Source organism: Streptomyces luteoverticillatus, from assembly GCF_003970715.1.
GTDB lineage: Bacteria > Actinomycetota > Actinomycetes > Streptomycetales > Streptomycetaceae > Streptomyces > Streptomyces abikoensis.
Map to the genome: position 1 here is coordinate 2,997,096 of NZ_CP034587.1, position 13,788 is coordinate 3,010,883.

At 72.9% G+C, this 13,788-nt stretch carries 11 protein-coding genes; 3 read left to right on the forward strand and 8 right to left on the reverse strand.

What is annotated here, in order from left to right; translation table 11 throughout:
• Positions 1 to 114: 114 nt before the first annotated feature.
• Positions 115 to 2,331, reverse strand: a complete 2,217-nt coding sequence (locus EKH77_RS12965; protein WP_126914552.1) for an MMPL family transporter — start codon at positions 2,329 to 2,331, stop codon at positions 115 to 117.
• Between the two features lie 110 nt (positions 2,332 to 2,441).
• Positions 2,442 to 3,041 carry a TetR/AcrR family transcriptional regulator gene (locus EKH77_RS12970; RefSeq protein ID WP_126914553.1) on the reverse strand — a complete coding sequence of 200 codons (600 nt, stop codon included), beginning with the start codon at positions 3,039 to 3,041 and terminating at the stop codon, positions 2,442 to 2,444.
• Positions 3,042 to 3,190: 149 nt separating this feature from the next.
• On the opposite strand from EKH77_RS12970, the gene EKH77_RS12975 reads away from it, so the two are divergent.
• Entirely contained in the window at positions 3,191 to 6,451 is a 3,261-nt protein-coding gene (locus tag EKH77_RS12975) for a S41 family peptidase (protein ID WP_126914554.1), read from the forward strand.
• Between the two features lie 56 nt (positions 6,452 to 6,507).
• Here the strand turns inward: EKH77_RS12975 and EKH77_RS12980 are convergent, their stop codons facing one another.
• The 3 genes from EKH77_RS12980 to EKH77_RS12990 form a co-directional block, all read right to left on the reverse strand.
• Positions 6,508 to 6,696: a hypothetical protein gene (locus EKH77_RS12980; RefSeq protein WP_126914555.1), complete on the reverse strand. Its 189-nt coding sequence runs from the start codon at positions 6,694 to 6,696 to the stop codon at positions 6,508 to 6,510.
• Between the two features lie 78 nt (positions 6,697 to 6,774).
• The gene (locus EKH77_RS12985) at positions 6,775 to 7,683 is read right to left on the reverse strand and encodes an SDR family oxidoreductase (protein ID WP_126914556.1); all 909 of its coding nucleotides are present in this window, start codon (positions 7,681 to 7,683) and stop codon (positions 6,775 to 6,777) included.
• Positions 7,680 to 9,236, reverse strand: coding sequence for a flavin-containing monooxygenase (locus tag EKH77_RS12990; protein WP_126914557.1), 1,557 nt, complete (start codon positions 9,234 to 9,236; stop codon positions 7,680 to 7,682). The genes EKH77_RS12985 and EKH77_RS12990 overlap by 4 nt, the downstream gene beginning before the upstream one ends.
• 152 nt (positions 9,237 to 9,388) lie before the next feature.
• On the opposite strand from EKH77_RS12990, the gene EKH77_RS12995 reads away from it, so the two are divergent.
• Positions 9,389 to 10,042 (forward strand): MerR family transcriptional regulator, encoded by a 654-nt coding sequence (locus tag EKH77_RS12995; protein ID WP_126914558.1) that lies wholly within the window; start codon positions 9,389 to 9,391, stop codon positions 10,040 to 10,042.
• 639 nt (positions 10,043 to 10,681) lie between these two features.
• Here EKH77_RS12995 and EKH77_RS13000 read toward each other — a convergent pair.
• Positions 10,682 to 11,353: a hypothetical protein gene (locus EKH77_RS13000; RefSeq protein WP_126914559.1), complete on the reverse strand. Its 672-nt coding sequence runs from the start codon at positions 11,351 to 11,353 to the stop codon at positions 10,682 to 10,684.
• Positions 11,354 to 11,496: 143 nt separating this feature from the next.
• Positions 11,497 to 12,291, reverse strand: a complete 795-nt coding sequence (locus EKH77_RS13005) for an exodeoxyribonuclease III (RefSeq protein ID WP_126914560.1) — start codon at positions 12,289 to 12,291, stop codon at positions 11,497 to 11,499.
• A 59-nt stretch (positions 12,292 to 12,350) separates the two neighbouring features.
• On the opposite strand from EKH77_RS13005, the gene EKH77_RS13010 reads away from it, so the two are divergent.
• The gene (locus tag EKH77_RS13010) at positions 12,351 to 12,851 is read left to right on the forward strand and encodes a GNAT family N-acetyltransferase (protein WP_126914561.1); all 501 of its coding nucleotides are present in this window, start codon (positions 12,351 to 12,353) and stop codon (positions 12,849 to 12,851) included.
• 429 nt (positions 12,852 to 13,280) lie between these two features.
• Here EKH77_RS13010 and EKH77_RS34335 read toward each other — a convergent pair whose 3' ends face one another.
• A complete protein-coding gene (locus tag EKH77_RS34335; RefSeq protein ID WP_126914562.1) occupies positions 13,281 to 13,781 on the reverse strand; it encodes a DUF1269 domain-containing protein in 501 nt (166 codons plus the stop codon).
• Between the last annotated feature and the right edge of the window lie 7 nt (positions 13,782 to 13,788).

Here is a 13,788-nt window from a genome sequence, read left to right on the forward strand (position 1 = left end):
CCGAATTCATGGCGTACCCCACGTACCCCCCACCGGGGGTCTGGGGCGAAGCCCCGGGAAACGGTGCGGCCCGGCGGTGCCGAAGCACCGCCGGGCCAAAGGTACGCGACCGCGTCAGACGCGGACCGGCTCCCGCTCCCCGTCCGGGTCGGGCGAACCCGCGTCGGCGGAAGGCGCGAGCGTCTTCTGCAGCGCCTCACCCTCCACGTCCACGTTCGGCAGCACCTTCGCCAGCCACCCCGGCAGCCACCAGGCCGTCTTGCCCAGCAGGGCGAGGACCGCCGGCACGATCGCCATCCGGACCACGAACGCGTCGAAGAACACCGCGATCGCCAGGCCGAAGCCGATCATCTTGATCATCTGCTCGGACGAGCCGATGAAGCCCGCGAAGACGCTGATCATGATGATGGCCGCCGCCGTGACGACCCGCGCGCCATGGCGGAAGCCGGTCACGATGGCCTCGCCGGGACGCTCGCCGTGGACGAACGCCTCGCGCATCCGGGTCACGAGGAAGACCTCGTAGTCCATGGCCAGGCCGAAGACGACACCCACCATGAAGATCGGCATCATGCTCATGATCGGGCCGGTCTCCTCGACCCCGAAGAGCGAGCCGAGCCAGCCCCACTGGAAGACCGCGACGACGGCGCCGAGCGCGGCGACCACCGACAGCAGGAAGCCCAGCGCGGCCTTCAGCGGCACCAGGACGGACCGGAAGACGACCATCAGCAGCAGGAAGGCCAGGCCGACGACGAGCCCCAGGTAGGGCAGCAGCGCGTCGTTGAGCTTCTGCGAGACGTCGATGTTCATCGCCGTACCGCCGGTGACGAGGACCTTCGCGCCGGTGTCGGAGGCCAGCGCGCCGCGCTCGCCGCGGATCGCGTGGACCAGGTCCTCGGTCTGCTTGCTGGTGGGCTTGGACTTGGGGATGACCAGCAGGGTGGCCGTGTCACCGGCCTTGTTGAACTGCGCGGGGGTCACCATGGCGACGTCGTCGAGCTTCGCCAGGGTGTCGTGGGTCTTCTGCGCCGCGGCCTTGGGGTCCTTGGCGTCCTTCAGGTCCACGACGTTCAGCAGCGGGCCGTTGAAGCCGGGGCCGAAGCCCTCGCTCAGCAGGTCGTAGGCCTTGCGCTGGGTGGTGTTCTTGGAGGCGGCGCCGTCGTCGGGCAGGCCGAGCTCCAGGGAGGCGGCGGGCACGGCGATCGCGCCCAGGCCGATCACACCGGCCGCGAGCACCAGCAGCGGGCGGCGCAGCACGACGCGGGCCCAGCGGGTGCCCATGTTCGGCTTGTCGCCGGCGGCCGCGTCGGGGCCCTTCTTGCGGATCTTGCGGGGCAGCACCTGCTTGCCCGCGAAGCCCAGGAGCGCGGGGATGAGCGAGAGGGCGATGAGGACGGCGATGGTGACCGTGCCGGCCGCCGCCATGCCCATCTTCGTCAGCATCGGGATGTTGACGACCATGAGGCCGGCCAGCGCGATGACGACGGTGAGGCCCGCGAAGACCACCGCGGAACCGGCGGTGCCGACGGCGCGGCCCGCCGCCTCCTCGCGCTCGCGGCCCTCGGCGAGCTCCGCGCGATAGCGGGAGACGATGAAGAGGGCGTAGTCGATGCCGACCGCGAGGCCGATCATCATGGCGAGCGTCGAGGTGTTGGCGGAGAGGTCCAGCACGGGCGCCAGGGCGGCGATCGAGGAGACGCCGATGCCCACGCCGATGATGGCGGTGAGCAGCGGGAGCCCGGCCGCGACCAGCGAGCCGAAGGTGATCACGAGGACGACCGCCGACACGGCGATGCCGATGATCTCCGAGCCGCCCTCGGGCATCTGCTGGAGGACGCTGCCGCCGACCTCGACGGTCAGTCCGGCATCGCGGCCGTGCTGGGCGGCGTCCTTGAGCTCGGTGCGGGTGTCCTCGGTGAGGTCCGTGGACTTGACCTTGTACGCGGCGGAGGCGTACCCGATGGCCTCGTCCTTGTTGACGGCCTTGCCCTGGAACGGGTCGACCGCCATGGCCACCTGGGGGCCGCGCTTGATCTCGGCGACGACCTTCTCGACGGCCGCCTTGTTCTTGGGATCGGTGAGCTTCTGGCCCGCCGGGGCCTTGAAGACGACGCGGGCGGAGGCGTTCTGCTCGGTGTTACCGGGGAATCGTTTCTCCAGGAGGTCGAAGGCCTGCTGGGCCTCCGTGCCGGGTATGGAGAAGTCGTTGTTGGTGGACTTGGACGCCGTGGCGGCGCCCGCCCCGGCCAGGACCAGCAGCAGCACCCATATGAGGGCGAAGTACCAGCGCCGTCGGAAGGACAGCCTTCCGAGTCTGTAGAGGAACGTGGCCACGAGTGTGGTGCTCCCGTCGGATCGGTGGTGCAGGGAACTGGAAGTGGGAACCAGCCCGACGGGAGCGGTACGTCAGGTGGGGCCTCAGTGGGGGTGTAAGTGGGGGGCGGTCATACGCCGAGAGCGGGGATGATCACGGCGTCGACGTAGTGGGTGAGGAACTCGGCGTCGGGTGCCCGGTCCTCGATGAGCGGACGGGCCAGGAAGCCGCCGATCATCATGTGCGCGACGAACGGGATGGCGGGGTTGTCCGCCGCCAGCTCACCGCGCCGGACCGCGCGCCGGAGCATCTCGTCCAGCCAGCCCATCTCGGGCTCGACGAGCACCTCGCGCAACGCCCGGTGGAGTTCCGGGTTGGTGTGCACGGCGTGCCCGAGCCCGCGGAGCAGGGCGGTGTCCTTCTCCATCTGCTCGGCGTCGGCCTGGCACACCATGGCGTGGAGGTCACCGCGCACCGTGCCGGTGTCGACGCCCTCCAGGCTGCCCGGCTTGTTGTGCCGCAGGGCGTTGGCGACCAGCTCGGGCTTGCCCCGCCACTGGCGGTAGAGGGTCGCCTTGCTGGAGTGGGTCCGGGCGGCGACGGCGTCCATGGTCAGGGCGTCGTAGCCGACCTCGCGCAGGATCGCGAGGACCGCCTCGTAGAGCTCGGCCTCGCGTTCGGGGGTCAGCCGGGTGCGGCGGACCGCCGGCTTGGGTGATTCCGTGGACATGCCGCATCTTCCTTCCCCCCGTCGCCGTACGAAACGGTTTCGTACCGTACGAGCGTAAGCCCGGCCGTCATCGAAACGACATCGTTTCGATGGTGTTCTCCGTCACGAACCGAGTTGCCGGGGGATCTCGCGGCCGGAACCATTGATTCGTGAGCGATGCCTACATCCGCTTCCCGCACGTACACGGCGACCTTCTCTGCTTCGTGGCGGAGGACGACCTCTGGCTGGCCCCGCTCGGGCCGCCCGGGGCCGCCGCCGGGCGGGCCTGGCGGCTGACCGTGGACCGCACCCGGGCCGGACACCCCCGCTTCTCCCCCGACGGGCGCCGGATCGCCTTCACCAACTGGCGCAGTCTGGATCCGGAGATCCACCTCGTGGACATCGAGGGCGGGCCCGCCCGCCGGCTGAGCTACTGGGGCAGCACCGACACCCGGGTCTGCGGCTGGGCGCCCTCGGACCGCAACGGCGGCCACGACATCCTCGCCGTCTCCTCGCACGGCCAGCCGTTCTCGTACTTCTCCTGGGCCTACCGGCTGCCCACCGCCGGCGGCCCGGGGCTGCGGCTGCCCTGGGGGCCGGTGTCCGACATCGCGATGGGCGAGGTCGACGGCGAGCACCGCACCCTGCTGCTGGCCGGCAAGCCGCCGCACGAGCCCGCGTCCTGGAAGCGCTACCGGGGCGGGGCGACGGGCCGGCTGTGGCTCCACGGCACCCGGCTGGTGCCGGACCTGGGCGGCCACCTGGACTCGGTGATGTTCGTCGACGGCCGGATCGCCTTCCTCTCCGACCACGAAGGCATCGGAAATCTCTACTCCTGTCGCCCCGACGGTTCGGATCTGCGCAGACACACCGACCACGCCGACTTCTACGCCCGCCACGCCGCCACCGACGGCTCCCGCGTCGTCTACCAGTGCGCGGGCGAGGTGTGGCTGGTGGAGGACTTCTCCCCGGGCGCCGTCCCGCGCCGGCTGGACCTGCGCCTGGGCGGGCCGCGCGCCGGGCGGCGCGCGTACCAGGTGCACGCGGCCCAGAACGTCGGCTCGCTGGCCGTGGACACCACCGGCCGGGCCAGCGCCGTCGGGGTGCGCGGCAGCCTGTACTGGCTCACCCACCGCGACGGCCCGGCCCGCGCCATCGCCGACACCCCGGGCGTACGGACGCGGCTGCCGGAGATGCTGGGCTCCACGGGCCGGATCGCCTATGTGACGGACGCGGAGGGCGAGGACGCCATCGAGATCGCCCAGTTGCCGCGCGCCTCCGGGCCGTCCGAACCGCGCCGGCTGGCCGCCGGGCGGCTGGGCCGGGTGCAGGAGCTGCTGTCCTCGCCCGACGGCGAGCGGCTGGCCGTCGCCGCGCACGACGGGCGGCTGCTGCTCGTGGACGCCTCGGCCGAGGGGACGGGCGAGGTCACGGAGCTGATCAAGTCCGCCAACGGGCCCGTGCGCGACCTCGCCTTCTCCCCCGACTCCGGCTGGCTGACCTGGTCCCACCCGGGAGTCGGGCGCTCCCTGCGGCAGATCAAGATCTCCCGCCTCGCCGACCGGCTGATCGTCGACGTCACCAACGGCCGCTTCGAGGACGAGCAGCCCGTCTTCACCCGCGACGGCCGCTACCTCGCCTTCCTCTCCTGGCGCGGCTTCGACCCGGTGTACGACGTCCACACCGGCGACCTCTCCTTCCCGCTCGGCTGCCGCCCCTACCTCGTCCCACTGTCCTCGGCCACGCCCTCGCCGTTCGCGCTGTCCACCGAGGGCCGGCCGGCGGGCGGCGGGCTCGATCTGGACGACACCGGGGACCACGAGGGCGCGCTGGTCGTGGAGGTGGAGGGGCTGGAGAGCCGGGTGACGCCGTTCCCGGTGGCCGCCTCGAAGTACTCCTCGCTCCACCCCGTCGCCGGCGGCGGCCTGGTGTGGCTGCGCTGGCCCATCTCCGGTGCCCTGGGCGAGACCTTCGCCAGCCCCACCGACGTCTCCGGCAAGCCCACGCTGGAGCACTTCGACCTGGTCAAGGCCAAGCGCACCGAACTCACCTCGTCCCTCGACTGGTACGCGGTCAGCGGCGACGGCACCCGGCTCGTCGTCAACGACGACGGCGACCTGCGCGTCGTCCCCGCCACCGACACCCCCGACCCCGACTCGACCGTCTACATCGACATGCGGCGCATCCTCCACGAGGCCGACCCCGCCGCCGAGTGGCGGCAGGCCTACGCCGAGGCGGGCCGGATCGTCCGCGCCTACTTCTGGGAACCGGGCATGTGCGGCATCGACTGGGACGCCGTGCTGGAGCAGTACCGGCCGCTGCTCGAACGCGTCGCCTCCCCCGACGAGTTCGCCGACCTGCTCCGCGAGGTCCTCGGCGAGCTGGGCACCTCCCACGCCTATGTCACCCCCGCCCGCCGCAACGAGGGGCCGCCCCACTACCAGCGCGCCATCGGCCTGCTCGGCACCAACCTCACCCACCAGAAGGACGGCTCCTGGACCGTGCGCCGCGTCCTGCCCGGCGACTCCTCCGACTCCAAGGCCCGCTCCCCGCTGGCCGGTTCGGGCATCCGCGAGGGCTGGGCGCTCACCCACGTCGACGGCCGCCCCGTCGACCCGGTCACCGGCCCGTACCCGCTGCTCGCGGCGGCGGGCGGCACGACCGTCGAGCTCACCTTCCGCCCGCCCGAACCGGACGGCCACCCGCGCCGCGTCGCGATCGTCCCCCTCATCGACGAACGGCCGCTGCGCTACCAGGACTGGGTGACCAAGCGCCGCGCGGTCGTCCACGAGCTCAGCGGCGGCAAGTGCGGCTACCTCCACATCCCCGACATGGGCGGCTCCGGCTGGGCCCAGTTCAACCGCGACGTGCGGATGGAGATGTCCCGGCCCGCCCTGATCGTGGACGTGCGCGGCAACGCGGGCGGCAACATCAGCGAGCTGGTGGTGGAGAAGCTCACCCGCACCATCATCGGCTGGGACCTCACCCGCGACGCCCAGCCCGTCTCGTACGCCTCCAACGCGCCGCGCGGACCGGTCGTGGCCATCGCCGACGAGATGACCTCCTCCGACGGCGACATGATCACCGCCGCGTTCAAGCTCCAGGGCATCGGCCCGGTCGTCGGCCTGCGCACCTGGGGCGGCGTCGTCGGCATGACCGGCCGCCACCGCCTCGGCGAGGGCACGTCCATCACGGTCCCCATGAACGCCGCCTGGTTCGACGCCTACGGCTGGGGGGTGGAGAACCACGGCGTCGAGCCCGACATCGAGGTCGACCGGACCCCGCTCGACTGGGCCGAGGGCCGCCACAAACAACTGGACGACGCGGTACGGGTGGCGCTGGACCTGCTGGAGCAGCACGGCGCGACGAACCCGCCCGACTACTCCGACGTCCCCGACCTGCGCCGCCCGAAGCTGCCGCCGCGCACATAGGAATACGTAGTGAGGGGCGCGCCCTGCTGCTGGGCGCGCCCCTCACTACGGTGCCGTCAGATGTCGTCCTGGATGTCGTCCAGGGACTGCTGGCGGTTCTGCTGCTGGCGCTCCTGCTGTTGCTGCTGCTGGCCCTTGACCTTGTCCTGCGTCTGCTGGCCCTTCTGCTGCGCCTGCTGCTTGGCCTGCTTGGCCTTCTCCTTGGCCTGCTGGGCCTTGCCCTGCATCTCGTCCTTGATGCCCATGCGTACTCACTCCTAGGGGGTGATCGGGGAAGTGGGCCGCGACCAGCCTCACACGGCCCCGCGCCCCCCGCATGTCGATCAGTGACGCTCCGTGCGCGCCTCGGTGGGGGCCTCGGTGCGCGCCTTCGCGTCCGCCTCCCCGCCCGCGCCGACCAGCCCGAACCGCACCCCGCCCAGCCGGGGTTCGGCGCGCCGCATCTCGCGCGGGCCGCCCAGGGCGACCAGCGTCGGGAGCGCGCCGCGCAGCGGCTGCAGCGCGCGCAGCCAGCCCTGCCCGTAGACGTGCGCGGAGCGCCGCTCGATGCCCGTCACCAGCCGGTCGACCGCCGGGCCCAGCGGGTATGTGCGATTGGCGGGCCACGGCAGCCGCTGCCGCAACTCCCGCATCACCTCGAACTCGTCGGCGCCGCGCACCATGTCGGTGTCGGTCCAGCTCAGATAGGCCACGCCGACGCGTACGCCCTTGTGGGCGACCTCGGCGCGCAGGCCGTGCGCGTATGCCTCGACGCCCGCCTTGGACGCGCAGTACGCGGTCATCATGGGCGCCGGGGTGAGCGCGGCGAGGGAGGCGATCTGCAGCAGATAGCCCCGGCTCTCGGTGAGGACGGGCAGGAAGGCGCGGCCGGTGACGGCGCTGCCGATGAGGTTGACCTCGATCACCCGCCGCCAGTCGGCCGGATCGGAGCCGGCCAGCGGGCCGCCGGCGGCGACACCGGCGTTGGCGACGACGACGTCCACCTTGCCGAAGCGCGCCTTGACCTCCGTCGCCACGGCCGCCATCGCCTCGTGGTCGGCGACGTCGGCGTGCCAGTGGGCGGCGTCGCCGCGCAGCGTCCGGGCGACCCGGCGCAGCTCGTCCGGCTCCAGCCCCACCAGCGCCACGCTCGCGCCACGCGCGGACAGCTTCCGGGCCAGCGCCTCCCCCACGCCGCGCGCGGCGCCGGTGACGACGGCGACCTGACCGGTCAGGCTCGTCCGGGGCCTCATCGCGCGGCTCCGGCGACGGCGGCCTCACGTGCCCTGGGCGCTCTCAGCAGCTGGTACTCGGCGAGGTCCACCCGCCGGGTGACCTTGCGGAACTCCGCCGTGGTGCCGGGCCAGACCGTGGTGTTGCGGCCCTGTGCGTCGAGGTACCAGCTGTCGCAGCCGGTGTTCCAGACCGTGCGCTCCATGCGGCGCTGGACGCCGCGGTTCCAGGCGCGGACGGCGGAGGGGCGGGCGTCCAGGGCGGCCCGGCCGCCGATGGTGTCGAGCTGGCGCAGGAAGTCGGCCACGTAGTTCAGCTGCGCCTCGATGATGAGGATCATCGAGTTGTTGCCCAGGCCGGTGTTGGGGCCTATGACGAAGAGGAAGTTGGGGAACCCGGCGGCGCTGGCGCCGCGCAGGGCCGCCATGCCGTCCTTCGCCCACTCCTCCGCGAGCGTCGTGCCGTTGGCGCCGGTGACGCGGTCGGCTATCGGCATGTCGGTGGTGTGGAAGCCGGTGCCGAAGACGACGACGTCGGCCTCCGTCTCCGTGCCGTCGGCGGCCACGAGCGTGGAGCCGCGCACCTCGGCGAGGCCGGAGGCGACGACGTCGACGTTGGGGCGGGCGAGCGCGGGGTAGTAGTCGTCGGACAGCAGGATGCGTTTGCAGCCGATGCGGTAGTCGGGCAGCAGCTTGGCGCGCAGGGCGGGGTCCTTGACGGCCCTGCGCAGATGGGCGGCGGTGACGCGCTCCATGAGCCCGAGCCGCTCGGGCCACTTGGTGAACAGGCCGACCTGCATCTCCCGTACGCCCCACAGCGAGCCGCGCCGCAGCAGGCCCGTGGCCGGGACCTTCGCGTGCAGCCAGCGCTCGGCGGCGGTGATCCGGCGGTCGAAGCGCGGCAGCACCCAGGGCGGGGTGCGCTGGAAGAGGGTGAGCCGGGCGGCCTCGGGCTGGATCGCGGGCACGATCTGCGCGGCCGAGGCCCCGGTGCCGATCACGGCCACGCGCTTGCCGCGCAGCTCGGCGTCGTGGTCCCAGCGGGCGGAGTGGAAGACGGGCCCGGGGAAGTCCGCCAGCCCGGGGACGTCCGGGATCCGGGGGTCGGAGAGCGGGCCGGTGGCGGAGACGACGACGTCGGCGGTCCAGTCGTCCTTGGTGGTGCGGATCTCCCAGAGCAGCCGCTCGGCGTCCCAGCGCATCGCCAGCACCTCGGAGCCGAAGCGCAGATGCGGGCGGAGCCCGAAGGTGTCCGTGATCCGCTCCAGATAGGCCCGTATGTGCGGCTGGCCCGAGAAACTGCGCGGCCAGTCGGGGTTGGGGGCGAAGGAGAAGGAGTAGAGGTGCGAGGGGACGTCGCAGGCGCAGCCGGGATAGGTGTTGTCCCGCCAGGTGCCGCCGACGGAGTCGGCGCGCTCCAGGACGACGAAGTCCGTGACGCCCTCGCGGCGCAGCCGCACGGCCGCGCCCAGCCCGCCGAACCCCGACCCGATCACCGCCACGCGCACGTGACGTCCGCGCTGTCCGGCCTTCTCGACCTTTTCAGCCTCTTCGACCTCTTCGTGCTCGACCATGCCGTCGCCTCCCGGTCCCGGTTCCACAGAAGCACCCGCCGCCCGACCGTGCCAGCGCTCACTGGCACGGTCGGAGCGTAGGGCAGGGACGGGGCGCGGCGATAGGGGCCGGGGGCAAGGAAGTTACCGGCGGTCGCGCGTACGCTTCCCGCGTGGCGAACGACGGCAAGCGCGAGTACCGGACGGCGGAGCTGGCCGCGGAGGCCGGCATCACGGTGCGCACCCTGCGCTTCTACCGCGAACGCGGCCTCCTCCCGGCGCCGCGCCGCGAGGGCCGCATCGCCTGGTACGACGAGCGGCACCTGGCCCGGCTGCGCACGGTGGCCGCGCTGCTGGACCGGGGGCACACGCTCGGCGGCATCGCCGAACTGATCGCCGCCTTCGAGGGCGGCCGCGACGTGGGCGAACTCCTGGGCACGCCCTGGTCGGAGGAGACGACGGTCCGGCTGACCCCGGAGGAGCTCGCCGACCACTTCGCGGGGGAGGCCACCCCGGAGAACCTGGCCGCGGCCCTCGACATCGGCTATCTCGCCGTGGACGGCGAGGAGATCGTCCACATCAGCAGCCGCCTTCTGGACGCCGCGACGGCGCTCGTCCGCGCGGGCATCCCCCTCTCCGCCGTCCTCACGGCGGCCCGCGAGGTCCGCGCCCACACGGACGCGCTGGCGGGGATGTTCACCCGCCTGGCGCGGGAGCACGGGGTCGCGGACGAGGGCGAGTTGACGCGCCTTCGACCGCAGGCGCGGACGGTGGTGGACGCGGAGTTCGCGCTGGCGATGGACCGACGGTTGCGCGAGGTGGAGTGAGGGCGCAGAGGCGGCGCGTTCGGTGTCGCGCGCTCCGGGGTGGGGCTGCGTGCGCCCCGCTCAAATCCCGGCGAAAGGCCGACAGTTGAGGATGACGGGGATAAAGTCCTTCTTGCTTCCTATGACAGGCCGAGCCCCAGTGCTCAATCGCGACCTTTCCCTGGGTCCGCTCGCCGCGTTCGGGGCCCCAGCCAGGGGCCTTGGACGCGGGCCGAATGGCAACGTGTCCGAGGTCCCTTCGTGGGGCCTCGCAGCCGGCGAGCCCCCTTGTGAGGGAAGGCGCCGCATATGGCCCGTCATGGCAAGCCGAAGCCGCCGATCGACTGGGGGCAGGGGAAGCGGTGGGTGAAAGCAGTTACACCGTGGGTGGAACTGCTTGTCACCGTCACCACGCTGATCTTGCTCATGATCGGCAGGGGATGACCGGCGGGGCCTAAGGCCATTAGGCCCCGAACGATCATCGGCTTTGCACGCGCCCGTCGCGGGGCCAGTCCCCGTGGCGGGCGCTCCTGCTCCCGTAGCGGGAACAGGGACGCGGGATGACCGGCGGGGCCTATATCCAGTAGGCCCCGAACGACCAACCCACTTCGACCTCCTGTATAGCAGCCCCCGCCCCCGCTCGCACAGCACTCGCCGCCGCTACTTCTTCGGTACCCGCGGCAGCTCCGCGTGCCGGACCGTGTAGCCGCCCTTGGTGACCGGGGCGTAGGGGGCGGAGGACATGCACGTGCCGACGTCGGAGGAGACCGGCTCCTTCGCGCCCTTGTCGCCGTCGCGCAGGACGTTCACCGCCGCCCAGGAGAAGCCGACCCGGTCCTTGGACTTGTGGCCCGCCTTCTCCTTGCCGCCGTCCAGGACGCTGAAGCCGAGGCGCTTGCCCACCCAGTCCTGCGGGCCGTCCGGGCTGACCTTGGTCATCACCGCCGTGAGGGACGCGACGCCCGGCCCGGTGACGAGGCAGTCGACCTTGCCCTCGGCCGTCATCGTCTTCCCCAGCGCGGCGACGTAGTGGGAGACCTTCACCGTCCCCTCCGCGTCGGTCGGCAGCCCGCTGGGCAGGCCGGCCAGCGGCCGGCTGTAGGGCTTGGCGTGGGCGTCGAAGGCGAAGGAGCGGACGTCCTTGTCCGGCCAGTACGGGAGCCCGAACTCCGCCGACCCGGTCACGCTCGCGCGCTGCGGCGCGGCGTCGGACGCCGCCGCCGCGTTCCCGGCGGCGGCGCCGCCGAGGGTGACCGTGGCGGCCAACGCGACACCCAGCGCGGCGGCTTTGCGCGAGCGAGCGGAAAGGCGGGCGGGCGATGCGAATGCCATGACGTTTCTCCCGAGGAGGACGGTGAAGCTGCGGTTGCTGCCGAACTCATCGTTCAGCAGCGCCCGCCGCGGCCCATCCGTCCCCGGGCGGAACCCGCCCGCGCCCCCTCCGCCACGAGGCGATCCGCCATCCGCCCGGAGGACTACCGCGCCTCGTAGACGGCCGTCACCGGCGCGTGGTCCGACCAGCGCAGATCGTGGCTCGCGGCCCGCTCGACGACCGCCTTCACCGCCCGCTCGGCCAGGCCCGGCGTCGCGACCTGGTAGTCGATGCGCCAGCCGGAGTCGTTGTCGAAGGCGCGGCCGCGGTACGACCACCACGAGTACGGGCCCTCCACCCCGGGGTGGAGGGCGCGGACGACGTCCACGTACTCCTCGAAGACCTTGCCGAGCCACTCGCGCTCCTCGGGGAGGAAGCCGGCGCTCTTGCGGTTGGCCTTCCAGTTCTTGAGGTCGGCCTCGGTGTGGGCGATGTTCCAGTCGCCGCAGACCAGCACCTCGCGGCCGTCCGCCGCCGCGCGGGCCTTGAGGCCCACGAGGTAGGGCAGGAACTCCGCCATGAAGCGTTCCTTCTCGTCCTGCCGCTCCGTGCCCACCTCGCCCGAGGGCAGGTAGAGGCTGGCCACGGTCACACCGGGAAGATCGATCTCCACGTACCGGCCGCTGCCGTCGAACTCCGCCGAGCCGAAGCCGACGCGCGTCGCGTCCGGCTCGCGCCGCGAGTAGAGGGAGACGCCCGCGCGGCCCTTGGCCGCGGCCGGGGCGTGGACGACGTGCCAGCCCTCGGGGTCGCGGACCTCGTCCGGGAGCTGGTGGGGCTCGGCGCGGACCTCCTGGAGGCACACGACGTCGGCTTCGGTCTGCGCGAGCCACTCGACGAAGCCCTTCTTGGCGGCGGCGCGCAGTCCGTTCACATTTGCGGTGGTAACGGTGAGCATCCGGGCACGATACCGACTCCCGAAACCCGCTGCCGCCGGGGCGCACGTACCATCGCGGCATGGAGATCGTGCCGGTCGCCTACGACCACCCGGACGCCGTAAAGCTCAATGACCAGGTGCAATTGGAGTACGTCGAGCGGTACGGGGGCGGCGACGACACGCCGCTGGACCCGGCGCACTTCGCCCCGCCGCGTGGCCTGTATCTCATCGCGTACGACACGGACGGCGAGCCGGTCGCCACGGGTGGCTGGCGCGCGATGGAGCGCGACTCCGAGGGCGGCGTGGGGTACGCGGACGGGGACGCCGAGCTGAAGCGGATGTTCGTCATACCCCGGGCCCGGGGCCTGGGCCTGGCACGCCGCATCCTCACCCTCCTGGAGACCGACGCCCGCGAGGCGGGCCGCGCCCGCATGGTCCTGGAAACGGGCGACAAGCAGCCGGAGGCCATGTCCCTCTACGTCTCCAGCGGCTACGAGCCGGTACCGGCGGGGCGCAAGTTCGGCTACTACCGCGAGTACGACACGAGCCGCTGCTTCACCAAGCCGTTGCGCTGCCGCTAGGGCTTCGAGGGCGTGGGGCGCGGGCCCGCCGGGGCGGCGCCTGGGCACGGCCCCGGGGCCCCGGCCCTCCGGGCCGCTCCCCATGGGCAACAGGCCCGACGGCGGAGCCGAAGCCGCCGGGGCTCACGCCCCGAGCGGGCACGAGGTCCAGCGCCGGCGCCCGCGCCGCCGGGCGGTCCGCGGGCGGAGCCCCGGGTGGGCAGGCCGCCGCAAGCGCCGCCGCGAAGCCTAGGAGCGGAACCCCGACCGGCGCGTGCCAAGGCCGGGGCCCGCACCGCTGCGGGGTTCAGGGGCAGAGCCCTCGGGTGGGCACGGGCCGGGCCGTCGTAAGCGCCGCCGCGGCCCAGGAGCGGAGCCCCGACCGGCGCGGCCCCGCGCCGCCGCCCGGCCCAAGGGCGGAGCCCTCATGGTCACGGGCCGAGGCCGGGGTCAGCCGCCGGGGCCGGCGGCGATGGCGGCTTCCACCTCCGCGCGGACGCGTTCCGCCGGGTAGCGGCGGACTTCGCCGAAGGGGGCGAGGGCGCGGTCGACCGGCCCCGGGTCGTCCTCGCGGACCTCGGCCATCAGGACCGTGCTGCCCGGCGGCACCTCCGCCGCCAGCATCTCCAGGGCCGCGTTCGACGCCGTGGCCGCGCGGGCGTCGTGGACGCCGCCGATCAGGCCGCCCGCGCCGAAGCCGACCAGGACGCCGAGCGGCCCGCCGAGGATGCCCAGCAGGCCGCCGAGCAGGCCGCCCATGGCGAAGGCGGTGGCCGTGCCGGTGTTGTCGACGGCGTCGGGGAAGTCGAGGGCGCCCTCCGCGTCCCGGGCGATCACGGCGCCCTCGCGCAGGGTGACCTCCCCGTCGGAGTGGACGCGGCGCAGGGCGTCCAGCGCCTTGTGGCCCTTGGCGGGGCCGGTGACGTTCAGGAAGAGGACGTTGTCGTTCACGGCATCC